The 23,425-nt window shown below is 63.1% G+C and carries 21 protein-coding genes and 1 pseudogene; 15 read left to right on the forward strand and 7 right to left on the reverse strand.

Translation table 11 applies throughout. The annotated features are described in order from the left end of the window. Positions 1–186 precede the first annotated feature (186 nt). The 4 genes from H1D44_RS19195 to H1D44_RS19210 all read left to right on the forward strand — a co-directional run bounded on the left by H1D44_RS19195 (position 187) and on the right by H1D44_RS19210 (position 4,675). Complete coding sequence (locus H1D44_RS19195; RefSeq protein WP_181516886.1) at positions 187–1,215, forward strand: TRAP transporter substrate-binding protein; 1,029 nt, start codon at positions 187–189, stop codon at positions 1,213–1,215. A gap of 78 nt (positions 1,216–1,293) precedes the next feature. Next, positions 1,294–2,517 (forward strand): diaminopropionate ammonia-lyase, encoded by a 1,224-nt coding sequence (locus H1D44_RS19200; protein WP_181516887.1) that lies wholly within the window; start codon positions 1,294–1,296, stop codon positions 2,515–2,517. Next, the gene (locus H1D44_RS19205) at positions 2,510–3,739 is read left to right on the forward strand and encodes a Zn-dependent hydrolase (protein WP_181516888.1); all 1,230 of its coding nucleotides are present in this window, start codon (positions 2,510–2,512) and stop codon (positions 3,737–3,739) included. The genes H1D44_RS19200 and H1D44_RS19205 overlap by 8 nt, the downstream gene beginning before the upstream one ends. A gap of 18 nt (positions 3,740–3,757) precedes the next feature. Next, positions 3,758–4,675 (forward strand): N-carbamoyl-D-amino-acid hydrolase, encoded by a 918-nt coding sequence (locus tag H1D44_RS19210; protein ID WP_181516889.1) that lies wholly within the window; start codon positions 3,758–3,760, stop codon positions 4,673–4,675. A gap of 39 nt (positions 4,676–4,714) precedes the next feature. On the opposite strand, the gene H1D44_RS19215 is transcribed toward H1D44_RS19210, so the two are convergent. Then, on the reverse strand, positions 4,715–7,996 hold the full coding sequence (locus H1D44_RS19215; RefSeq protein WP_181516890.1) for an AsmA family protein: 3,282 nt from the start codon (positions 7,994–7,996) through the stop codon (positions 4,715–4,717). A gap of 210 nt (positions 7,997–8,206) precedes the next feature. On the opposite strand from H1D44_RS19215, the gene H1D44_RS19220 reads away from it, so the two are divergent. The 6 genes from H1D44_RS19220 (at position 8,207) to H1D44_RS19245 (ending at position 12,510) form a co-directional block, all read left to right on the forward strand. Further along, positions 8,207–8,518 (forward strand): hypothetical protein, encoded by a 312-nt coding sequence (locus H1D44_RS19220; RefSeq protein WP_181516891.1) that lies wholly within the window; start codon positions 8,207–8,209, stop codon positions 8,516–8,518. Between the two features lie 56 nt (positions 8,519–8,574). Next, positions 8,575–9,573: an NADP-dependent oxidoreductase gene (locus H1D44_RS19225; RefSeq protein ID WP_181516892.1), complete on the forward strand. Its 999-nt coding sequence runs from the start codon at positions 8,575–8,577 to the stop codon at positions 9,571–9,573. Positions 9,574–9,895: 322 nt separating this feature from the next. Further along, positions 9,896–10,207, forward strand: coding sequence for a hypothetical protein (locus tag H1D44_RS19230; protein ID WP_181516893.1), 312 nt, complete (start codon positions 9,896–9,898; stop codon positions 10,205–10,207). A 159-nt stretch (positions 10,208–10,366) separates the two neighbouring features. Continuing rightward, positions 10,367–10,627, forward strand: coding sequence for a hypothetical protein (locus H1D44_RS19235; RefSeq protein WP_181516894.1), 261 nt, complete (start codon positions 10,367–10,369; stop codon positions 10,625–10,627). 6 nt (positions 10,628–10,633) lie between these two features. Beyond that, positions 10,634–11,827, forward strand: coding sequence for an AraC family transcriptional regulator (locus H1D44_RS21090; RefSeq protein WP_238984583.1), 1,194 nt, complete (start codon positions 10,634–10,636; stop codon positions 11,825–11,827). A gap of 74 nt (positions 11,828–11,901) precedes the next feature. After that, a complete protein-coding gene (locus tag H1D44_RS19245) occupies positions 11,902–12,510 on the forward strand; it encodes a LysE family translocator (protein ID WP_181516895.1) in 609 nt (202 codons plus the stop codon). Between the two features lie 111 nt (positions 12,511–12,621). Here H1D44_RS19245 and H1D44_RS19250 read toward each other — a convergent pair whose 3' ends face one another. Together H1D44_RS19250 and H1D44_RS19255 are read right to left on the reverse strand one after the other, a co-directional pair. After that, entirely contained in the window at positions 12,622–13,008 is a 387-nt protein-coding gene (locus H1D44_RS19250; RefSeq protein ID WP_181516896.1) for a nuclear transport factor 2 family protein, read from the reverse strand. Positions 13,009–13,185: 177 nt separating this feature from the next. Then, positions 13,186–13,590 (reverse strand): HIT family protein, encoded by a 405-nt coding sequence (locus H1D44_RS19255; RefSeq protein WP_181516897.1) that lies wholly within the window; start codon positions 13,588–13,590, stop codon positions 13,186–13,188. A gap of 586 nt (positions 13,591–14,176) precedes the next feature. Here H1D44_RS19255 and H1D44_RS19260 point away from each other — a divergent pair. The 3 genes from H1D44_RS19260 to H1D44_RS19270 all read left to right on the forward strand — a co-directional run bounded on the left by H1D44_RS19260 (position 14,177) and on the right by H1D44_RS19270 (position 16,074). After that, the gene (locus H1D44_RS19260) at positions 14,177–15,070 is read left to right on the forward strand and encodes a diguanylate cyclase (protein WP_181516898.1); all 894 of its coding nucleotides are present in this window, start codon (positions 14,177–14,179) and stop codon (positions 15,068–15,070) included. A 274-nt stretch (positions 15,071–15,344) separates the two neighbouring features. Further along, positions 15,345–15,677: a septal ring lytic transglycosylase RlpA family protein gene (locus H1D44_RS19265; RefSeq protein ID WP_181516905.1), complete on the forward strand. Its 333-nt coding sequence runs from the start codon at positions 15,345–15,347 to the stop codon at positions 15,675–15,677. Between the two features lie 169 nt (positions 15,678–15,846). After that, the gene (locus H1D44_RS19270) at positions 15,847–16,074 is read left to right on the forward strand and encodes a hypothetical protein (protein WP_181516899.1); all 228 of its coding nucleotides are present in this window, start codon (positions 15,847–15,849) and stop codon (positions 16,072–16,074) included. Positions 16,075–16,185: 111 nt separating this feature from the next. On the opposite strand, the gene H1D44_RS19275 is transcribed toward H1D44_RS19270, so the two are convergent. The 4 genes and pseudogenes from H1D44_RS19275 to H1D44_RS19290 form a co-directional block, all read right to left on the reverse strand. Next, positions 16,186–16,527 (reverse strand): zinc ribbon domain-containing protein YjdM, encoded by a 342-nt coding sequence (locus H1D44_RS19275; protein WP_181516900.1) that lies wholly within the window; start codon positions 16,525–16,527, stop codon positions 16,186–16,188. A gap of 75 nt (positions 16,528–16,602) precedes the next feature. Continuing rightward, entirely contained in the window at positions 16,603–17,049 is a 447-nt protein-coding gene (locus H1D44_RS19280) for a GNAT family N-acetyltransferase (protein ID WP_181516901.1), read from the reverse strand. A 4-nt stretch (positions 17,050–17,053) separates the two neighbouring features. After that, positions 17,054–17,916, reverse strand: a pseudogene (gene yghU / locus H1D44_RS19285) (glutathione-dependent disulfide-bond oxidoreductase). A 62-nt stretch (positions 17,917–17,978) separates the two neighbouring features. After that, positions 17,979–19,952, reverse strand: a complete 1,974-nt coding sequence (locus H1D44_RS19290; RefSeq protein WP_181516902.1) for a sigma-54-dependent Fis family transcriptional regulator — start codon at positions 19,950–19,952, stop codon at positions 17,979–17,981. 332 nt (positions 19,953–20,284) lie between these two features. Between H1D44_RS19290 and H1D44_RS19295 the strand changes: the two genes are divergently transcribed. Beyond that, the gene (locus H1D44_RS19295) at positions 20,285–22,081 is read left to right on the forward strand and encodes an NAD(P)/FAD-dependent oxidoreductase (protein ID WP_181516903.1); all 1,797 of its coding nucleotides are present in this window, start codon (positions 20,285–20,287) and stop codon (positions 22,079–22,081) included. Between the two features lie 67 nt (positions 22,082–22,148). Next, a complete protein-coding gene (locus tag H1D44_RS19300; RefSeq protein ID WP_275299111.1) occupies positions 22,149–23,219 on the forward strand; it encodes a 2,3-butanediol dehydrogenase in 1,071 nt (356 codons plus the stop codon). Positions 23,220–23,425 lie beyond the last annotated feature (206 nt).

Here is a 23,425-nt window from a genome sequence, read left to right on the forward strand (position 1 = left end):
TGGGCTACCAGACGCCGAGGGAGATTGAATTGGCAGCTGCGGCTTGAAAATGTGTCCGCTCTGACTTGACCAGAACAACTGATGCTTATCTCCTTCTGGCCTGACCTGACCCTGTTCGTGCCTCGCCTCCTCGGCTTCTAGGCGCGCTCGAAACACCCTCCAACAATCACAAGATGGAGAAGCACCATGAGACTCAAGACAACCCTGATCACCACCATGACTGCTCTAAGCCTGGCGCTGGCCGGTACGGCCTATGCCGAGAAGGTCATGCGCTTGCACCACCTCAACAACGACGACCCTTTCGACAATGGCTCCGGCGCCATGGCCACGGTATTCAAGAGCCTGGTCGAGTCGGGCACCAACGGCTCGGTCACCGTGGAAAGCTACCCCAACGGCCAGCTGGGTGACGATGCCCAGGTGCTCAGCCAGCTACGAGCCGGGGTCGTGCAGTCGGGTATCCACTCGGTGGGCGGCTTCGCCTCGGCCTATCCGATGATCGGGGTGCTCGACGTGCCCTTCGCCTTCCCCGATGTCTCGACAACCTACGAAGTCTTCGATGGCCCGTTCGGCGACAAGCTCGCCGCCGATATCGAGGAGAAGACCGGACTCAAGGTGCTCGGGTTTGGCGACTCAGGCGGGCTTTTTGCCATTACCAATTCACGCCGCGAAGTGCGCAGCCCGGAGGACATGGAAGGCCTGCAGATCCGCACCATGGGTCTCGACACTCACCAGGAAGTGATTCGCTCGCTGGGCGGCCAGCCCACGGCGATTGCCTGGTCAGAGGTGTATACCGCGCTGCAGACCGGTGTGGCCGATGGCCAGATGAACCCCATCCCGATCATCTCCTTCGCTCGCTTCGACGAAGTCCAGGACTACCTGACACTCACCAATCACCTGTTCGCGCCCTACGTCTGGGTCGTCAGTGATCAGTTCTGGAACAGCCTCGATGAACATGAGCAGAGCGTGGTGAAGTCCGCCGCCCGTTCGGCCATCGTCGCCGGCCGCGGGATCAGCCGCATCATCGAGTCATCCGAACGCGGCCTGCCGCATCTGTCAGCCAACATGGAAGTCCATGCGCTGACGCCCGAGGAAATGGAAGCCTTCCGCGAGGCTTCACAGCCGGCCGTGAAGGAGATCATCGCCGAAAAATATGGCGCCGAGGGCGAGGAGATGCTCAACGCCTTCCTCGAAGCCATTGAAGAAGCCTCTCAGTGACCGTCACCAGGCAGGGGCTTCCCCCTGCCTGGCCGTCGCCACATCGACACGATACGAAACCGGAGAAGAAGGATCGCCATGCGTCAGCTCATCCAACACGACACCTTGCACCACTTCGCCAATCCGCGGGCGCAGCGCGGCACTCCCATCGGTGAGCGACAACGCGCCGTTCTATCACAGGAAGCCATGCGTGCTGCACGCGATGAAATTCGCACATGGCCCGGTTACGCTCCCACGCCACTGGTCGCACTGAACGGCCTGGCCAAGGCCTGCGACATCGCCAGGCTCGACTACAAGGACGAAGCTCGACGCTTCGGGCTCAACAGCTTCAAGGCCCTGGGCGGAGCCTATGCGGTGCTGCGCCTGCTGCTTCAGCACCTGCCGCCGGGCGTTACCTCAGCCGACCTGCTGGCCGGCCGCTACCGCGAGGAAGCCTCGCGCATCACCGTGTGCTGCGCCACCGATGGCAACCACGGTCGCTCGGTTGCCTGGGGCGCCCAGCAGTTCGGTGCCCGCTGCGTGATCTACCTTCACCCCACCGTTTCCCAGGGGCGCGAGGACGCCATCACCCAGTTTGGCGCCGAAGCCAGGCGGGTTCCTGGCAACTATGACGACTCAGTGCGCCAGGCGGCGGTCGATGCCGAAGCGAACGGCTGGTTCGTGGTCTCCGATACCTCCTACCCGGGCTACATGACCGTGCCTCGCGACGTCATGCAAGGCTATACGGTGATGGTCGATGAAGCAGTGCAGCAACTGCCACAGCCGCCAACACACTGCTTCGTGCAAGGCGGCGTCGGCGGATTGGCCGCGGCGGTACTGGCCCAACTGTGGGAAGCCTACGGCCCCGACCGGCCGCGGGTGATCGTGGTCGAGCCCGACCGCGCCGCCTGCCTCTACGAAAGTGCCCGTGCCGGCAGCCCCACTGCCGTTCACGGCGATCTCGACACGCTGATGGCAGGACTCGCCTGTGGCGAAGCCTCGCTGCTGGCATGGGAAGTCCTCGATGAGGGCATCGACGATTTCCTCACCGTCACCGACGAGGCGGCAGTAGAAGCCATGAAGCTTCTGGCACAAGGCATCGACGGTGACTCGCCGCTGGTTGCGGGAGAAAGCGCCGTGGCGGGGCTCGCCGGTCTGTTGATTGCCCGCCAGCAACCCGTCCTGAGCCAGGCCCTCGGTCTCGATGCCGACAGCCGTGTGCTGCTGATAGGAAGCGAGGGCGCCACCGATGAAGAGGTCTACCGCGAGCTGGTAGGGCGCCCGTCCGAGGAGATAGAAGCGGAGGCACGCCAACATGCATGACTCACTGCGAATCAACCGACAGCGCCTGGTCAGCCGTCTGGAGCAGCTCGGTCAGATCGGAGCGCTGCCGGGGGGCGGCTGCTGCCGCCTGGCACTGACCGAGGAGGACCTCCTAGGCCGAGAGCAGGTCATCGGCTGGATGCATGAACTGGGCCTCGAGGTCTCCAGCGACGCCATGGGCAACGTATTCGGCCTTCGCCCCGGCACCGAGCCGGGACCGCCGGTAATGACCGGCTCGCATATCGACACCGTCCGCACCGGCGGCATCTATGACGGAAACCTGGGGGTCCTCGGGGGGCTCGAGGTAGTCGAGACCCTCAACGAGGCGGGTATCGTCACGCAGCGTCCGCTCTGCGTGGCCTTCTTCACCAATGAAGAGGGAGCCCGCTTCGCACCCGACATGATGGGCAGCCTCGTCTATGTAGGCGGCATGCCTCTCGAGGACGCGCTTGCCACCGAGGGAATCGACGGCGAGCGAGTCGGGGAGTGCCTTGAGCGCATCGGAGCCCGCGGTGACGCCCCCGTGGGCAATCCCGAGGTGCATGCCTTTGTCGAGCTGCATATCGAACAGGGGCCGATTCTCGAGGAGTCCGGCATCGCTATCGGAGCCGTGGAAAAGGTGCAGGGCATCTCCTGGCAAGAACTCCGCTTCACCGGCACCTCCAACCATGCCGGCACCACCCCGATGCGACTGCGACACGATGCCGGCTATGCAGCCATGGCCACCGGCACCTTCGTGCGCGAGCTGGCCAACCGCATCGGCGGCGATCAGGTCGGCACCGTGGGTGCCCTGGAGATACAGCCCAACCTGGTCAACGTGGTGGCCAACCAGGCTCACTTGACCGTCGACTTGCGCAATACCGACAACGAGCGGCTCAAGCAGGCGGAGACCGAGCTGGCGGCATTCGTCGAGCAACTGGCCGAGCGCGAGGGAATAGAGGTCAAGCATCGCACCCTGGCGCGCTTCGATCCGGTGACCTTCGACCCCGACATGGTCGCTCGCGTCGAGGCCAGTGCCAAGGCACTCGGGCACTCCGTGATGCGCATGCCCAGCGGTGCTGGCCACGACGCCCAGATGCTGGCCAGGGTTTGCCCCACCGCCATGATCTTCGTGCCCAGTGCCGATGGCATCAGCCACAACATCAACGAGTACACCGCTCCCGAGGAGTTGGAGGCGGGGGTCAATGTCCTGCTGCGAGTCCTGCTGGACCTCGCCGAGTAATCGACCAAGGAAAGAAGAATGAGCCGAAAACTGATTGTAGGGGCCGCTCAAATGGGCCCCATCGCCCGCAACGAAAGCCGCAAGCAGACAGTCGCTCGCATGGTCGACCTGATGCGCCAGGCACATGCCCGCGGCGCTCGCCTGGTGGTTTTCCCCGAACTGGCGCTGACCACCTTCTTCCCTCGCTGGTTCATGCAGGACCAGTCCGAGGTAGACGCCTTCTTCGAACGGGAAATGCCCGGCCCCGAAACGCGCCCGCTGTTCGAGGCGGCCCGTGAGCTGGGGGTTGGCTTTTACCTCGGCTATGCGGAGCTAGCCCAGCAAGAGGGAAAGCCTCGCCATTTCAATACCTCCATTCTGGTGGATACCAGCGGCAAGGTAGTGGGCAAGTATCGCAAGATCCACTTGCCCGGCCACTCACAGCACGAGCCATGGCGGCCCTTCCAACATCTGGAGAAACGCTATTTCGAACCAGGAGACATGGGCTTCGGCACTTGGAAGGCTTTTGGCGGCACCATGGGCATGGCGCTTTGCAACGACCGCCGCTGGCCGGAAACCTACCGCATGCTCGCACTTCAGGGCGCGGAGCTGATGATGCTGGGGTACAACACGCCCATTCACTACCCGCCGGTGCCGGAGCATGATCACCTGCAGGGTTTCCATAACCATTTATGCATGCAGGCAGGCGCCTACCAGAACGGCCTGTGGGTGGTAGGCGTAGCCAAGGCCGGCAAGGAGGAGGGCTGTGAGCTACTGGGCCAGAGCTGCATCATCGCCCCCACCGGTGAAATCGTCGCCATGGCGGGCAGCCAGGAAGACGAGTTGATCACCTACGAGTGCGACCTGGACCGCACGCGTGAGATCCGCGAGCATATCTTCAATTTCCAGCTGCATCGCCGCCCCGAGACCTACGGCCTGATCACCGAAAGCGGCTGAGGGCAGAAGAGCGAGGCGGCGACATGGCTGCACCGGCCTTCACTCCTCGAATTCCGAAAGCGCCCGCTCGCAGCCCATGCCGACCTGTTCGCCGCCCCCCGGGTCGACCCAGGGCAGGATCGCCAGGGGCGGCGCGGCGATGGCGCCAAGCAGCGACAGTGCCCCGCGCGCGATCAGTTCCTGGGTGATGACGTTTACCTCCGGGTCGCGCAGCGAACCTTGGAGCTCCACCGGTGAATTCCCGGTGAACAAGGTAGGGTCGATATTGTGCCCCTGGAAGGCCATGTCCATGCGCTCTGTGGCGAGGTTGATGGCCCCGGCCCCCTCGAAGTGGGCGATCTCGGTCGCCATGAAAAACTCCGCCAGATCGACCAGGCCGTCATCGGCGACGAATTGCAGGTAGGTACACTCCAACTGCACTTGGTCTTCTCCCGTCAGGGCCGCCACCAGCGCATTGGCCACGTTGAGCGGCAGCAGCTCTGCCGCAATGATATCCAACCAGCCCTGGGACATGGCCAGTTCCAGTTCACCGTCCAGCCCAGCCATGACCTCGTGCATGGAGCGTCCCTGGTAGCGCAAGTCCCCGCGCCCACCGAACACCCCCAGGGTGTCACGAGCCACTTCGGGCAGACCGGCCTCATCCAGTATCGCCGCGAGATTGACCTGATCCAGCGCCAATTGGATGTCGCCTTCGATAGCCGCCTGGTGTGCATCCATTACCCAGGAAGCCGTGACCTGCCCACCACCGAGGCCAACTTGCAGCGGCTCCACCGTCATCACGCCCTGCTCCAGCTCCAGGGCCAGGGCCAACTGCTCGAACGGTATGTGCTCCGCCTGCACCTCCACCGCTTCGTAGTCGAGCACGATGTCGGTGTTGCGCAGCGCTTCGAGATCCCATTCCCGGTCGGGAAACACCATTTCGGCGCGCTCTTCTTCCGCCGCCCACTGTTCCTGTTCGGGTGAGGCGGTTTCCCCCGGTCCCGTTTCCGGCGAAATACCCAGCATCGGCAGCAGATCGTCCGCCTCCAGCCGCTGGGAAACCAGCGTGGCCCACAGTTGAGGACGCTCGCCGAAGCGCAGGCGTACGTCACCGGCCACGTTGCTGTCACCGAAGCCGCCCTCGAGCCCATCGATGGTAAGCAGGTTATCCTGATAGTGGATATGGCCACTCACCCGGTAAGGCGGCAGTTCCGGCAGGTTGATGCCGGTAAGATCCGTGATTTCCGCCGGACTGGGCCCTTCCAGCCGGGCACTGCCCTCCACCGATTCCAGAGCAAACGGCTGCACCGCACTGCCCTCGATCCACAGTCGGGTGTCGCCGCTGGCCAGCTCGCCGGAGACGGGATAGGGCGTACCGGGGTCGGTGAGATCCAGCAGCGGCCCGATCAGCAGATCGAAGGCGAACGGCTCCTCTTCGTAGCTGCCCTCGCCGACCAGATGCACCCGATGCCCCTCGACCCCTTCCGTGCGGGTATCGGCGCGGAACGAGAGCGCCAGGCCCCAATGCGGGGCGTGATAATCCAGCGCGGTGTTCTCGAGCAGCAGCCCGCCGTCGACAATTCGGGTGTTGAGATCGCCATCGAGGATGCCCACCTCGCCGACCCCGAACGGCGCTAGCGCCGCGGTCAGGTCGATTTGCTCCAACTGAGCCTGCAGATCCGCGACCAGACGCTGCCCCTCGACCTCGAGCCACCCCTGAACGTTGAGCGAGCGCGGCTGCTCGTCGCCTAGCTGCTGCAGTGCCTGCAGCCAGGCAATGGTGAGTCGCCCATCTTCCAGCGCCGCCTCGGCGGCCAGATCGTGCAGGGTCTGGCCGGCGTAGTGCAGCTGCCCGAGAGCTAGATCGAGTTCGGCTTCGAATTCGCCCAGCCCTGCCAAGGCTCGCGCGAGGCCTTGATCCCACTCCCCCTCTTCTGGCGGTGCCGTCTCACGAGGCGTCTCCTCTGGCGGACGCTGCTCGAACAGGCCCCAGCGATCCAGATCGAGCGCATCGCCTTCCAGCTCGGCCATCAGCCAGGGTGTCTCGCGCCCCAGATCGAATGCCAAGCCCCCCTCCACACGACTCTCGGCGATGCTCGCTTCCAGGCCTTCGACCCCGCCGCGCAGCGCCTCTACGTCGAGATACAGCAGGCCCGCGAACTCCAAGGGGTCCTCCTGCAGCTGGCCTTCGCCGCGAACCTGGAGGCGCTGCCCCTCGCCTGGCTCGTCGGGCGCCTCGAAGATCGCTTCCAGCTCGATCTGCTGAGCCGTATCCCGGTAATGCAGCCGCCCTCGCTCTACCAGCGCGTCCTCGGCATCGTCCTCCGCTTGCACCCGGCCTTGCAGTGCCAGCCGCCGTTCGTCGCCGTCATCCAGCGGCTCTCTCGCCTGTAGCCGCTCGATGGCGAGCCGACCATCACGCAGCGCAGCTTCGAATGCGACATCATGAAATGCCCGCTCGGCGACCTGCATCCGGCCGATGGCCAGGTCGACCTCGGCCTCGAACGCGCGCAGTACCTCCAGCCGCTGGGCAAGTGGGCGGCCCTGCTCGGCCACCTCTCGCTCCGGTGGCGCTGCGTCATCCATCAATGCCTCGGTCCAGCGGTTCAGATCGAGCGTATCGGCTTCCAGATCGGCCATCAGATACGGCACGTCACGCCCCAGATCCAGCGCCAGGGCACCGCGCAGGCGGCTGTCGCCGAGGCGGCCCTGGAAAGCTTCTAGGCCGCCGCGACTCTCCTCCAGCTCGAGACGCAGCAAGCCCTGGAAAATGGCCTCCTCGCCTTGAACATGGCCTTCACCGCGAACGCCCACGCTCAGCTCCTCGATGCTCTCACCGGGAGTATCGAACGCAACGTCGAGATCGATCCGCTGCCCCTCATCGCGATAGACCAAGCGGCCCTGGTCGATGCTGAACGCCTCGGGCCAGAGCGCGATCTCCTGCTCCTCGGCCGGCTCCTCTATCAGATCGTCGATGTTGGTGGTGCCGTCTTCGCGACGCAGCAGCCGTACCTCGGGCCGCACCACGGCGACTCGCTCCAGTACGACCTCGCCGCTCAGCAGAGCACCCACGTCGAGGGTCACCGACAGCTCATCGAGGCTTGCCATGGGGTCCTCGGCCCAAGGTGCATTGGCCACGCGCACGTCATCGAGCCGCAGGGTCAGCGGCAGCCCCCAGTCGATGCCGTGGCCACCGATATCGACATCGCGCCCCAGCTGTTCGCTGGCCTGACTTTCCAGCCAGTCACGAAACCAGGCGGAATGAAGGACAAGAGCGGCCGTGACCAGTGCCAACAGCAAGACACCCAGAGCAACGGCGACTCCCCAGGTTGCTTTCTTCACCTTTCCATCCATGGGTTGGGAGTTGACGATACTCTAACCATGGACAGAGACATGGCATCGGTCCAATCCTGCTCTCCCCTCTCCGACACACTCGCTAACCTGTCCTGACTGGCTAAAGCTTCTATGCTGAACGGTATGGACGACTCGACCGCAACCAACCGCAAGCAAGGAATGGCAGCGGGATGTTCCCAGCCGGAACGGGAGGTTCTCATGAAAATCTACAAGCCCGAGTGGCATTGCACTTTCACCGTGAACGAAGCGGCGGGCGCATCGTCGAGCTGGCGTGAAAGACTGGCCTGGCGCATCCGGCGTTGGGCTGACCGGCTCGACGGCAAAGGCCGCACGGTAACGATCGAATGCAACATCGAGCCCGCCGTGACCGAGGAAGAGGTCGACAACTGCCTGGTGAAGGGGTTCGAAGTCACCCACTCGCTGCTTAACCAACTGGCCCAGCAGGCGGCCTGTGAAGACGTGATGCGTGACGCCAAGGCCGAACTCTTCGAACAGGGGCCGCCACGCTGAGGCTCAGGGCCGAAGTCACCCGGTCCAACCGGCAGCAAGAACGTCGAGGAGGCCAAATGCAGGCACGCTTTTTCGCCATCCGAGAGTACCCTCGCGGAGTGCCCCCAAGGGAGCTGTTCGAGCTTCATGAGGAAGAGCTTCCCCAACTGGCGGAGGGCGAGGTCCGCATTCGCAACAGCTGGCTCTCGGTCGACCCCTACATGCGTGGCCGCATGAGCGGCGTGCGAACTTACATCGCGCCATTCGAACTCAATGCCCCCCTCGAAGGTGGCGCCATCGGCGAGGTCATCGAGTCACGCCATGCGCGCTTCAAGCCCGGCGACAAGGTGCGACACATGGCAGGCTGGCGGGATGTCGCCCAGCTCAAGGGCGAGGTACTCGAGCCCCTGCCCGACATGGAAGTGCCCGAGCAGGCCTACCTGGGCGTACTCGGCATGCCGGGAATGACGGCCTGGACCGGCCTCAACCGGATCGCCAACCTGCGCGAGGGTGACAACGTACTGGTCAGCGCAGCCGGCGGTGCCGTTGGTTCGCTGGCCGTGCAGCTGGCCAAGGCCCGAGGCGGCACGGTGGTCGGCATTGCCGGCGCCAGGGACAAGCTCACATGGCTCGAGCAGCACGACATCCGCCCCGTCAGCTACAAGGACAAGGAGGCACGCCAGCTCAGCGAAGAGCTCAAGACAGCCTGCCCCGATGGTTTCGATGTCTATTACGAGAACGTAGGCGGGGCCTGCCTCGAAGCGGCGCTGGACAACCTGAAGGTGGGGGCGCGCATCGCCATTTGCGGCCTGATATCACGCTACAACCAAGAGGAGCCGCAGCATGGGCCGGGCAACCTGGCCAACCTGCTGATCAAGCGAGCACGCATGCAGGGCTTCATCATCTTCGACCACTGGACGGACTACCCCCATTTCCTGGAAGAAGTCGGCCCGCTCGTTGCCAAGGGCGAGATCGACTACGAGGAAACCATCGAAGCAGGACTCGAGCGCATGCCCGATGCCTTCATCAAGCTCTTCGAAGGGGCCAATCGGGGCAAGATGCTGGTACGCCTTTAACCCACCCCAAACCGCCGGGATCGTGCCAAGGGGCCTCGCCTCTTTCCTCACCTCGCCGCGCCTGTACCTCCATGGCCAGATGTTATTATCGATCGACGGTACAAGGCGCTCAGGTTTTCGCGCTGCTTGCCGATAGCTATTGGGTACCCTTCAGCACCGGTGGTGCTTCCGTGATCACCTGGCTGTCCAGCAAACGTAGCGGAACGGCACAGTCAGTGAAAGCCCAGTACAAGTTTGGTATGCTGGAGGGGAGTTTTCGTCAAAGAAGTGGAGCGAACATCACGATCGATCATTCATAATCAGGCCAGTGCAGGAGGTACTCATGCGAGTCTACAAACCTGAGTGGCGGTGCACGTTCAGCGTAAACGAAGGAATCGAGGAAACTGGAGGCTGGCGCGAGCGCCTTGCATGGCTCATTCGCCACCTTGCCGACAAGCTGGACGGTAACGGCAGAACGATCAAGATCGACTATGAAGTCACTCCCACCGTCAGCCGCGAAGAGGTTGATACCTGCCTGGGCAAGGGGTTTGCCGTAACCCAGAGCCTGCTGACCCAGTTGGCTCACCAGGCCGCCTGCGAGAATGTGATGCGAGAAGCCAAGGCAGAACTGTTCGAGCAAGACCCTCAACGCTGAAGCCCAGTTAGCTTCTGGCTGTTGACTGACCACCCCATTCGGCCTGGCCGGATGGGGTGGCTTGCTATCACAGGACACTCAGCAGTAACAATTTTCATGCTGCATCGCAGCAAAATAGGCCTATGCTTAGGGTTGGGAATCCCACAGGAGGACCACCCTATGTCACAGGCAACGTACGTCCCCATTCGACAAGACGAAGAGGTACTGCGCTTCTGGGCGAGCCAGGCGAGCCATCAGCAGGCGGCCTTCCATGCCATTCGCGTCTATCTTGAAACCTTGAAAACGTTGACCGTCAAACGGCCCCGGACGACACGCCCCTTCCCCCGCCAAGATGCGGAGCTAATCCACTGCTGGGGACAACAAGCCTACCATCAGCTGGCTGCCGCCGATGCCATTCGTACCTATCTGGGAGCCCGTTGACTCAACTTGGGTAGCCGGCTTTTACCAACAACGACCTATTTCAGGCCAGCTGCCCCCTTCAACCCTGTTATCAAACTGGACATTCCTGATGCGGCGCTCGAGCTTGGCGCCGCTAAGCTTTTTGCTGCGAGCTCCCGGTGGACGCCGGTGTCCCGAGTGTTATGGCTCCGCTCACGTGAAAGGTTGATGCCAAATGCTGGCCTCGGCACCACTTCCGGCCCGACGGCTGATGACGACTGGCAATGGCAAAGCACTAGCCTGGCCGTCCTGGCGGCGTATGGCTACGCTCAAGTCTGGCCGCATGACGACCGGCGGCTGCACGCCAACAAGGAAGACAGCGAGAGATTACATGCCTTGGAGTCACTTTGTTTCATCGGGGAACTAGGAGAGAGCATGGCAAAAGACCATCACCAAGCAGTCGCCCATGCCACAGGCCTTGCCGGACTGACAGCGATGAGTTTGGCTTCAAGCCGGACATTTCCACGTCATAGCCACGACCAGTATGGAATTGGCTTTATCGTCTCCGGGGGGCACCGCTCCTGGAGCCAGGCTGGAAGAGTCAATGCCCTGGCGGGCGACATCATCACGGTGAACCCGGGCGAAATGCACGACGGAGCCCCCATTGGCGGTACCCACCGCGCCTGGCACATGCTCTATTTCGACCCAGAACTTGTGCGCCAGAACCTCGGCAGCCAGGGCTCCCCAGCCGATCTGGTCTCCCCTGCGCTTCACGACCTTCCTCTTAAGCATCTCATGGGTCAGATCTTCGCCCTGATCAAGGCATTTCCCAGAAACCAATTGGCGCTCGAGGAGTATGCTTGCCGACTGCTTTCGGCGGCTTTCTCCCGCCATGGCTCACGGCGCCAGGAGCCTCTTCACGGCGTTCCGGAGAGCATCGCCAGGATTCGCCAGCGCCTCGACGACATGCCGGAGCAGAACATCACCCTGGGCGAACTGGCCGACATGGCGGGGCTCAGCCGCTTTCAGCTGTTGAGAGCCTTCTCGCGTGCACATGGCACCACGCCACATGCCTACCAACTGCAGCGGCGAGTACTAATGGCCAGGCGACTCATCGCGAAGGGCCAAGGCCTTAGCCAGGCCGCCCTGGAAGCAGGTTTTTTCGATCAGAGCCACATGAGCCGAGCCTTCAGCCGGCAACTTGGGCTCACGCCTGGGCGTTATCGCCGAGCATGCGCCTGAGCCTGCAATTTCGTACAAGATAGCGCCTAATACCGCGGTCATGATGGCACCGACATGTTATCGGAGCCGTTCGAATGACCCTCGAGTACCTGGTTTCATCGCTGATCGTCGTCGCTGCACCCGGTACCGGCGTGCTCTATATCCTCTCCATTAGCCTTGCACGGGGCATGCGTGCCTGTTTCGTTGCAGCCTTGGGTTGTACGCTCGGCATCGTGCCCCACTTGCTCGCCGCCGTGACCGGGTTGGCTTCCCTGCTGCATGCCAGTGAAACGGCCTTCGAATTGCTCAAATACCTCGGGGTAGCCTACTTGCTCTACCTCGCCTGGCGCATGCTCCGCTCACGGGAAGCGCTGGTTCCGAGTGCCGCCTCGGCACCACTTCCGACTCGGCGGCTGATCGCGACCGGGATACTGATCAACCTACTCAACCCCAAGCTCACTCTGTTTTTCTTCGCGTTCCTACCACAGTTCGTCCAAGGCAAAGAAGCCCCGCTCACGCATATGCTGGGTTTGAGTCTCACCTTCATGGTGATGACGTTCGTGGTGTTTATCGCCTATGGCCTGTGCGTAGCTGCCGCGCGCCAGAAGGTAGCCAGCCGCCCCTCCGTGCTTGCCTGGCTGCGAGGCATATTCTCGGCGGGATTTCTCGCATTAGCGGTCAGACTGGCAATGGCAGAGCGCTAGCCCGACTGTCCTGACGGCGTATGGCAACGCTCAAGTCTGGCTGCAGGAGCACCGCCGCCCGAGAATAAGGAATACTCTGCAAGAGCCCTGGATTGGCGCACCTTGCCAGCTTCAAAATTGAGGTACGCGCGTGAAATGCAGCGCAAGCACTCGCCACTGGCCGTCTACCTTGCGCCACAGCTCACTGAAGTAGACCTCCGATGATTCGCGCGAGTCATCCACGATTCGTCCCTGTCCGTGGATCGATACCACCTCGCCCAGGGGAACGGACTTCACGATCTCATCCTCGACCCGGCTCCCCCGGCCGAACCAGCGGTCGTGGGCCACGGCTTCGGCGATGCTGCCTAGCTGGTCCAGTTTTCCCTGCAGTCCCGCTTCATTTATCACGACAAAATCGTCGCTTTCGATATGATCCAACTGCCCGACATTGCCGCCGATGTAGGCGGCATACCACTGCCGACGGGTCTCAATCAGTCGCTCTTGCACCGTCTTCTCCATAAGCCCTGCTCTTGGACGGATAACCACCCACTTCCGATGCAGTGGGCTCAAGGGGATCACTTATACTAGACCAGCAATAACTGACCGCCATCAGTCATGAACGATGCGGCATGTAAGACATCACCCACACCGGGGAGCAAGGCGGCAGGGCGGCAGGGTCTCGGCCAGGCCCGCAGATCAAGCCTGATCGGCCTTGAGCGCTGCACGGATGCGATCAGCGTTCTCGGCCAACGCCTCCGGGCTTGCCTGGGGCAGGCCTTCGAGGCGAATGTCCTGCATGGTGTCGAGCGGCGCCAGGTGCAGATGCACGTGGGGCACCTCAAGGCCGACGACCAGCAGTCCCACACGCTGACAGGGAAACGCCCCCTTCAGCGCCTTGGCCAGCTTTTGCGACACTGACATGAGATGTGCGCTCAGTTCCGCCGGCATGTCGTCCCAGTGATCGATCTCCGTGCGCGGTATCACCAGCAGGTGACCGGGCTTCATGGGGTTGAGCGTCATGATCGCCACGCACTGCTCATCGGACCAGACGAACTCGCCGGGAAGCTCGCCATGAATGATGCGGGTAAAGACACTTGCCATTGCGTTTCTCCCTGATTGAAAACGCCAAGATGCCATATGCGGCCCAAGCAGTCTCGCCCGGACGACACCATCTTTCCATACCGGACGCGCCGATGCGACGTTACCACCCCCTTGAAGTGTCGCAAAAATGCAACACATAAATCATTGTTTTAATTAGCTTTTCAAGGAAGACGGGGACAGGCGTCGCTTTGTGGATACACTTTTCCTGCAATTGGGCACGCGCGAGCGATTCAGCTCAGCCTAGAACAATCCCAACTTTTTGTTTTAATTGAATAATAATATATTCTGGCATCTTTTTCGCTTACTACTTATCAGAGTGGTACGACGAGCGCTCCAGCAGCTCTACTTCGCACCCAGAGACCCATGACGCCCATGACCCTGGCAGGTCTCGACAGGTTTCCAATGGCCGAAGATACGTTCTTGCGATGAGTTAGCAATATCCTTTAGTTCCCTGCGTACTTGGGCCGCTCTTGCGGCCCCTTTTTTTTTCCGGCACCCGCCGGTAACAGAACACCAACAAACGATAGGCAGTACTACCACCCGAACAGACCGACCAGACCGACCAGACACAAGGAGACAGATTGCCATGCGCACGAACCCCAAGTCTCCCTTCAGCCATCTTCATCACCTCGCCGGCCTTGTCCTGGTCATCGCACTTCTGCTCGAGTCCGCCCTCTACTTCTCGAACCTCGTGCCACGGCAGGAAAGCCTGATTCCTGCGCTTGGTGCACTTCTCAACTCTCTGGCTTCAGCAACCCTGGGGGCCGGTACGACATTCGCTGCCTTTGCCAGTGGCGCCTTGGTGGTTGCCTTCATTCTATTGCCTATTCAGCACTTCTATCGTGCCCGAGAAACGTTGTTGCTGAGGGAGCGCGAGCGCCTGGCTGCGGACAATGCGAAGCTCGCCCGGCAGGCAGCCAGCGACGGACTGCTGGGCATTGCCAACCGCCGTGAATTCGACCGGGTCTTGAAGTTGGAGTGGCGGCGGGCCGCTCGCGAACGACAGCCGCTCAGCCTACTGATGATCGATATCGACTGCTTCAAGCGCTTCAACGATAGCTACGGACACCAGGAAGGGGACGCCTGCCTGCGTGGTGTCGCCGAGGTACTGCAGGCCGCTGCCGCCCGGCCAGGCGATCTTGTGGCCCGCTATGGCGGTGAAGAGATGGCAGTGCTGATGCCGCATACCGACCTGGAAGGGGCCTCACGCCTGGCAGAGCGCATCCACACCTTGCTGGCCGAGCGCCGTCTGTCCTTCCCCGACTCCCCTGTGGCAAACCATGTCACTGTCAGTATCGGGGTCGCAGCGATGCTGCCCGTGCGCAATGCCAACCGGGCAGCCCTGATACGCCAAGCCGACGAAGGGCTCTACATCGCCAAGGAGAATGGGCGCAACCGCACGGCCATCGTGCCTCACCTGCGACTCATTTCCACCTCGGATAGCGAAAGCCGTGCTACCGGCCACGTCCAGGGAGCCTGAGCGCAGGCAGCCAGAGCAAGTACGCTAGCGCAGCATGTACGGCCTCCCTAGCGAGTGGCTCGAACCATCATCGCCAAACGCCGCCCAACAAGCGCCCTTCTTCTTCGAAAATACTTATCCTCCCAAATTGGCTTGCCCACCGCGCGCGCGCCGGGTACTATCCCTAACGCTCGCCAGCACCTCATCGAAGAAAGCGATTACCGCCTAACGCAAACCCTGAGGTAATACCATGGGAGCTTTATCCAAGAAGTGGCTCATTTGTTGCCTGGCAGGCATGTTCGCGGTTCTCTCTGCCAAGGCTTCGGCACACGAAGCCGAGATTCAGGAAGAAGGCATCGCTTCCTACTACAGCGATCGCTTCCAGGGGGCAACCACTGCCAGTGGCGAACCCTTCGATCAGCAGGCGCTGACAGCGGCGCACCCCACTCTCCCCCTCGGCACCGTCGTCCAGGTCAAGCGGGCAGATACGGGCCAGGAAGTCGAAGTGCTGATCAATGACCGTGGTCCCTTTGTCGAAGGCCGCATCATTGACCTGTCGAAACGCGCCGCACGCGAGCTTGGCATGCTGAACCGCGGTTTGGCACCTGTCCTGGTGACAGTGCAATAAGCCGATGCTCCACCAGTGCTGCCTCACCGGCGAGGCAGCACAAGCCAACATCCTGCAGCTACCCTCCCGCGCTCAAGTTTTCCCCACCTTGGCCGATATCCCTTGCAAGCGACCGGCCGCAAGAGCCGTAACGCTTTTCGCTGCCGCACGGCGTAGGGGAGATACAAGAATGAATACGCAGGTAGAAATCACCGGCGAGCTGAAGGACTCTTCCATCCATGGGGAGCTTTGCAGGCGCCTGGTCATGGCCAAGACACAGCTCGATCAGCTCGAGCGGGACGGAGCATGCAGTGACCTCAGTGCACTAAGCATGGCCCGTGTGGAATTCGCCCTCGCTTCACGGGCACTGGCCGATGCGCTGGTGGCCCAGGAAACAAGAGACGAACCAAGCCACTGAGAACACAGCGGGGCCGGGCAGCCCTGCCCGGCCCCGCTGCGTGTCACAAGAGCCCCGTGTCAGTCACTAGCCCAGATTATCCCTATTCGCCTGATAGACGGGATTTATCGCTCACGCCTTCTTGACGAATTCCGACTTCAGCTTCATTGGCCCGAAGCCGTCGATCTTGCAGTCGATATCGTGGTCGCCCTCCACCAGGCGTATGCCCTTCACTTTGGTGCCTACCTTGACCACCGAGGAAGAGCCCTTGACCTTGAGGTCCTTGATCACCGTGACGGTGTCGCCATCCTGCAGCACGTTGCCGTTGGCGTCGCGCACCACTTTTTCGTCGCCAGCCTCCTCCTCACCTGTCCGGCCGGACCACTCATGGCCGCACTCGGGGCAGGCGTACATGCCGCCGACTTCGTAGGTGTACTCGGATTGACAGGCGGGGCAATTGGGCAGCGCACTCATGATCACTTTCTCTCTCGGGTCAAAGGGCACGAAGCATGCCAGAGCGCCATGGGGGAGTCCATCGAGTCACATGCTCTAGTGCTTCAACCCCCTGGCATAGAACGCCATACCCTCACTGCAGCGGAACCCGAGCTGCTGGTAGAACCTGGCCGCGGGAATGCCCCGCCCCGTGGCCAGGTACACCGCACGCACGTCCCTGGTGGCCAGCTCCCGTTCCAACGCTCGATAGAGCTCGGAGCCAAGCCCCTGGCCCTGGCGGTGCGTGGCAACACACATCTCCCTCAGGTAGAACAGTTTGCCCTCCACATAGGGCTCGAGGTTGCCCAGCAGGAAGCCGGCAACCTCGCCTTGATCGCCGAGCGCCAGCATCCCGACGAAACCGGGCGATGCATGAAAATGCTCAAGCCGTGCCAGGGCCCGCTCGTTAGTCCATGGCTCGCTCCAGGGTGGCGCAGAGAACTCCTGCGCAAACAGGGTTGCGCAGGCTTCCAGGTCGCCCTCTTCCAGTCGTCTTGGTTGCATGGGCCTAGCGCTTGTCCTGCGTCTGCGTCTCGAAGTCGCTGGCGTCGTGGCGTTCGTGCAGCTGCTCCTCCAGCGCCCGAAGGTGCGATTGACCATGCGCCCGCGCTGAACTGCCGGGCGAGCGTCGACCTCCCTGGCCCAGCGCTGCACGTGTTCATACTCCTGCACCTGCAGGAACTCGCCGGCATCGTAGAGACGACCCAGTGCCAGCTGCCCGTACCAGGGCCAGTTGGCAATATCGGCGATGGTGTAGTCTTCACCTCCCAGGTAGCGGCTCTCGGCCAGGCGCCGGTCCAGCACATCGAGCTGACGCTTGGCCTCCATGGCGAAACGGTCGATAGCGTACTCGATCTTGGTCGGTGCGTAGGCGTAGAAGTGGCCGAAGCCGCCACCCAAGTAGGGCGCGCTGCCCATCTGCCAGAACAGCCAGTTCAGCGTCTCGGTACGCCCGGCAGGATCGCGGGGTAAAAACTCACCGAACTTCTCGGCCAGGTAGAGCAGGATCGAGCCCGACTCGAACACCCGGGTGGGCGGCGTGGTGCCGTGGTCCCTCAGCGCCGGAATCTTGGAGTTGGGGTTGACCTCGACGAAGCCGCTGCCGAACTGCTCACCCTCGCCGATACGGATCAGCCAGGCGTCATATTCAGCGCCCGTGTGGCCAAGCGCCAGTAGTTCCTCCAGTAGTACCGTCACCTTCACCCCATTGGGCGTGGCCAGCGAGTAGAGCTGCAGCGGATGCTTGCCCACCGGCAGCGCCTTGTCGTGGGTGGGACCGGCAATGGGCCGGTTGATGCTGGCGAACTTGCCGCCGCTCTCCTTTTCCCACTTCCACACCTTCGGCGGCAGGTATTCGTTGTCTTGGCTCATGGAAGCTCCAATACGCTAGGTTCTGGGCAACAAAGGCACGCAATAGCCACAAAGATAGCGTGTTAACGTTCGAGCTTCGAGTCGGACTCGCGCCAGTTGGGCGGCACCAGGCCATGGCGGCGCATGCGCCGGTAGATGGTGGGACGTGAGACACCCAGTCTCCGCGCAGCGAGACTGACGTTCCAGCCGCTGGCACGCAGCAGTTCATGCAGCGCCTCGCCTCCGTCCTGCTCTCCTGCCTGCACCACGGCGAAGGTCTGCGGTGCAGCGCCGAGGTGACCCTGGCACTCCTCCGGCAGGTCGTGAAGCGTGATCTCGTCGCCCTCGGCCGTGACCAGGGCGAAGGCCAAGGCATTCTTGAGCTGGCGAATATTGCCCGGCCAGGCATGGGCCAGCAGTGCACTCATGGCGTCGGCGCGCAGGCGTACCTCCCGTTCACGCTCGGCGAGCAACGCCTGGTAGACGCTGCGGATCACGTAGTGCTTGTCGGCCCGCTCGCGCAGCGCCGGCAGCCGCAGCTGGGCACCGTTCAGCCGGTAGTAGAGGTCCTCCCGGAAACCGCCCCGGGCGATCAGCTCGCTCATGTCGCGGTGGGTGGCGGTGATCACGCGAATGTCGACGCGCAGCGCCTTCTCGGCCCCCAGCGGCATCACCTCGCGCTCGGCCAGCACGCGCAGTAGCCGGGTCTGCAGCGTCAGCGGCATGTCGCCGATCTCATCCAGGAACAGGGTGCCGCCGTCGGCCTGCTGGATCAGCCCGCGCATGCCCTTGCTGCGCCCGCCGGTGAAGGCGCCGGGCAGGTAGCCGAACAGTTCGCTTTCGATCAGCGATTCGGGAATCGCGGCGCAGTTCACCGCCACGAAGGGCCCCTTGGCACGCGTACCGCTATCGTGCAGCGCTCGAGCCAGCACCTCCTTGCCGGTACCGGTCTCGCCGGTGATCAACACGCTGACCTCTTCGTTGCGCAGCCGCCGCGCCAGCTTGAGTACGCGATGCATGGCGGGATCGTCCGAGGCGAGCCGGTCCAGCGCCGGCACCGGCGCAGGCGAAGGCGGCAAGGCACGTGGGGCTGGGCGTCGACCGCGCGGCTCGAGCAGGGTGACGAAGCAGGTGGTGTCGTTGGCGCGTGCTCGAAAGGCGCGAATGCCGTCGTCGCTGGCGCTCGGGATGCCCAGCAATTCACCGAGTTCGCCGTCGAACAGCTGGGTGACCGACGGCTGCCAGCCTGGCGACCAAGGCGGCCAGCGGCGCAGATGGGCGTCGATCAGCGCACGGCCGGCACCATTGGCCGCGATCACGCTGCCGTCCTCCTCGATGGCGATCAGCCCGCGGCCATTGAGATGCACGAACTCGCGAGCGGTGTCGAAGCGCAGCATCAGGCAGTGGCGATAGCGGTGCAGGAAATAGGCGTCCTCGATCATCCGAGCATAGAGCGTGACCAGCGGCAGACCGAAGTTCTGGCTCTCCTGGGCCCGTGGCGACTGCAGCGCGGAGATGTCGAGCACCGCGATGACCTGACCCTGCGGGTCGGTGATCGGTGCCGCCGTGCAGGTCAGGCTGATGTGAGTGGCATCGAAATGTTCGCTCTGATGACATGTGATGGCCTGGGCATCGTGCACGCAGGTGCCCACCGCGCAGGTTCCCGCGTAGCGCTCGTCCCAATCGGCACCGAGGTAGAGCCCCGCCCGGCGCAGGTTTATCTCCTGCTCGCGCTGGCCTCGGAAGTCCACGGTGATGCCCTGGCGGTCGGTGAGCAGCAGCACATAGCCCAGCGGGGCAATCTGGGTGAAGAGCTGATCGACGCCGGCCCGCGCGACGTGCAGCAGTTCGTCCACCGGCTCGCGGTGCTCCTTGAGTGCCTGTTGAGTCAGCACCCGTACGGGGCGGGGGCGGCCGGGGTCGAGTCGGTACTCGCCGACGCAGCGCTCCCAGGAGCGCCGGATCACCTCCCGGCAGCCGCCCAGGTCGGCCGGCTGGCCTTCGCTGAGCCGGATCAAGGTCTCGATGTGCTGGCGTTGCTCGTTACGCAATGGCATCGCTGCCTCCGGTGCCGCCTTGCCGCTCTCCGGCGGTGGTGGCCTTGTTGTTTTATGGCAGGCTTGCTTCCAGCCTATGCCGTGCCAAGCAGGAGTCAATCGGCTTCGCCTGCGCCCTTGGTCGGGGGGTTACAGGTGTAACGCCCGCTCACGTGACAGCTGTCACGTGCGTTACAGGTCGCGGAGGCACTTCTTCACGCTACCCCTCGCATATCCCTGCCCGTAACACCAAGCTTTTCAATCGCCTGGGAGATTTTTCCGCACACACTCCGCGGCTGGCACGGTTTCTGCCAGGACACAGGGCGTCCCCTAACAACAAGCGGAGAACAACGATGACGACCCCCACGCCGACTCACCACGCCCAGCAGTGGCTGCGCGATTTCGAGAGCGCCCTGGAGCAACGCGACATCCAACGGGTCATGGCCCTGTTCAATGACGAGTGCTACTGGCGCGACCTGGTCGCCTTCACCTGGAATCTCAAGACGCTGGAAGGCAAGGACGCCATCCAGTCGATGCTCAACGATACCCTGGGCGAGGCACGTCCCACCAATTGGCAGCTCGATGGCGAGGCCACCGAGGCCAACGGCGTGACCGAAGCCTGGTTCACCTTCGAGACCGGCGTCGCCCTTGGCAAGGGCTATCTGCGCCTGAAGAACGGCAAATGCTGGACCCTGCTGACCACCATGCAGGAGCTCAAGGACCACCCCGAGCCACGCGGTGCCAGGCGCCCCCTGGGGGCCGAGCACGGCGCCAGCAAGACCCGCGAGACCTGGCTCGAGTCGCGCCAGCGGGAAGCCCAGGAACTCGGCTACACACGCCAACCCTACTGCGTGATCATCGGCGGCGGACAGGGCGGCATCGGGCTCGCCGCGCGGCTGCGCCAGCTCAACGTGCCCACCATCGTGCTCGACAAGCACCCTCGCCCCGGCGACGCCTGGCGCAACCGCTACAAGTCGCTGTGCCTGCACGACCCGGTATGGTACGACCACCTGCCCTACATCCCCTTCCCCGAGAACTGGCCGGTATTCGCGCCCAAGGACAAGATCGGCGACTGGCTGGAGATGTACACCAAGGTGATGGAGCTCAACTACTGGAGCTCCACCGAGTGCGAGGGCGCCAGCTACGACGAGGCCAGCGGCGAATGGACAGTGCGCGTCAACCGCGACGGCGAGCAAGTCACGCTCAGGCCCAAGCAGTTGATCCTGGCCACCGGCATGTCGGGCGTGCCCAACGTGCCCCACTTTCCCGGCGCCGAGACCTTCGAAGGCGAGCAGCAGCACTCCAGCCAGCACCCCGGGCCGGATGCCTATCGCGGCAAGAAGGTGGTCGTGGTGGGCTCCAACAACTCGGCCCACGACATCTGCGCGGCGCTGTGGGAAAACGATGCCGACGTGACCATGATCCAGCGCTCTTCGACCCACATCGTGAAATCCGACTCGCTGATGGAGCACGCCCTCGGCCCGCTCTACTCCGAGGAAGCGGTAAACAACGGCATCACCCATGACAAGGCCGACCTGATCTTCGCCTCGATCCCCTACAAGCTGCTGCCCGACTTCCAGCGCCCCGCCTTCGACCAGATCCGCGAACGCGACGCCGAGTTCTACAAGAAGCTGGAAGACGCCGGCTTCCTGCTCGACTTCGGCGACGACGACTCCGGGCTGTTCCTCAAGTACCTGCGCCGCGGCTCCGGCTACTACATCGACGTGGGCGCCTGCGACCTGGTCGCCAACGGTGACATCAAACTGTGCAGCGGCGTGGGCATCGAACGCATCAACCCACGCTCGGTGACGCTCAGCGACGGCTCCGAACTGCCCGCCGACCTGATCGTCTACGCCACCGGCTACGGCTCCATGAACGGCTGGGCGGCGCGCATCATCTCTCAGGAGGTGGCCGACAAGGTCGGCAAGTGCTGGGGGCTCGGCTCCGACACGACCAAGGACCCCGGTCCCTGGGAGGGCGAGCTGCGCAACATGTGGAAGCCCACCCAGCAGCAGGCGCTGTGGTTTCACGGTGGCAACCTGCATCAGTCGCGCCACTACTCCCACTACCTGGCGCTGCAGCTCAAGGCGCGCATGGAAGGCATCCCGACGCCGGTATATGGCCAGCAGGAAGTGCATCACCTCGCCTGACTTCCACCTGACACGGCAGGCCGGCGCTAGACGCCGGCCCGCCTCACGACATACCCGAGGTCATCCCATGAATGACGACAAGCACACCATGCAGGCCGCCGTCTGGTATCGTGCCCGCGACCTGCGCGTGGAGAGCGTGGCGATCCCCCACATCGAGGAGCCGCATCAGGTCAAGGTGAAGGTCGCCGCCTGCGGCATCTGCGGCAGCGACCTGCACGAGTATAGCGCCGGCCCCATCTTCATCCCGGTGGACGAGCCGCACCCGCTCAGCCAGCAGCGCGCCCCCATCATCATGGGCCATGAGTTCGCCGGTGAGGTCGTGGAGGTAGGCGAGCGCGTCACCCGGGTCAAGCCGGGGGATCGCGTCGCCATCGAGCCGATCCTGTCGCCCCATCGAGACGGCAGCTACCTGATGGAGCGCTACAACCTGACGCCCTTGCTGGGCTTCCACGGGCTCTCGGGCGGCGGCGGTGGCTTCTCGGAGTACACCGTGGTGGGTGAGCATATGGTTCACCGCATGCCCGACGCACTCTCCTACGAACAAGGCGCCCTGGTGGAACCCGCCGCGGTGGGCCTGCACGCCGTGCGTCAGAGTTCACTGAAAGCCGGCGACAGCGCCGTGGTGTTCGGTGCGGGTCCCATCGGCCTGATGGTGATCGAATCCCTCAAGGCCGCCGGCGCCGCCGACATCTACGCCGTCGAGCTCTCCGCGGTGCGACGACAGAAGGCCACCGACCTGGGCGCTACGGCCCTGGACCCGCAAGAAGGCGACGTGGTGGCACGGATTCACGATCTGACCCGTGGCGGCACTGACTTCGCCTTCGAGGTCACCGGCATCCCCGCGGTGCTCAACCAGGCCATCAACAGCACCCACGCCGGTGGCGAAACGGTGGTCGTGAGCATCTGGGAAACGCAGGCCGCCTTCCAACCCAACGACCTGGTGATCAAGGAGCGCACCATGAAAGGCATCATCGCCTACCGGCACGTCTACCCCGCTGTCATGGCGCTGATGGAACAGGGCTACTACCGGGCGGAAGACCTGATAACCGCGCGTATCCCCCTGGATGACATCGTCGAGAAAGGCTTCGAAACGCTGCTCAACGACAAGTCTCAGGTGAAAATCATCGTGCAGCCTTAGGGTGCCGCCAACACAAGCGGTGCAGCCGCGATGGCTGCGCCGCTCTTTACCGCTCGCCTACACCACTCTTCAGGCACAGCCTTCTATCTCTCCATCTCCCCCAACAGCTCCAGCTCGGCGCCGTGCAGTGGAGCTATGGTGACTTCTGGTGTATGGGAGGAGGTAGAAAGGGTGGCGTATCCTGTTGATTGATCACGACCAAGATC

The organism is Billgrantia kenyensis (assembly GCF_013697085.1).
GTDB lineage: Bacteria > Pseudomonadota > Gammaproteobacteria > Pseudomonadales > Halomonadaceae > Halomonas > Halomonas kenyensis.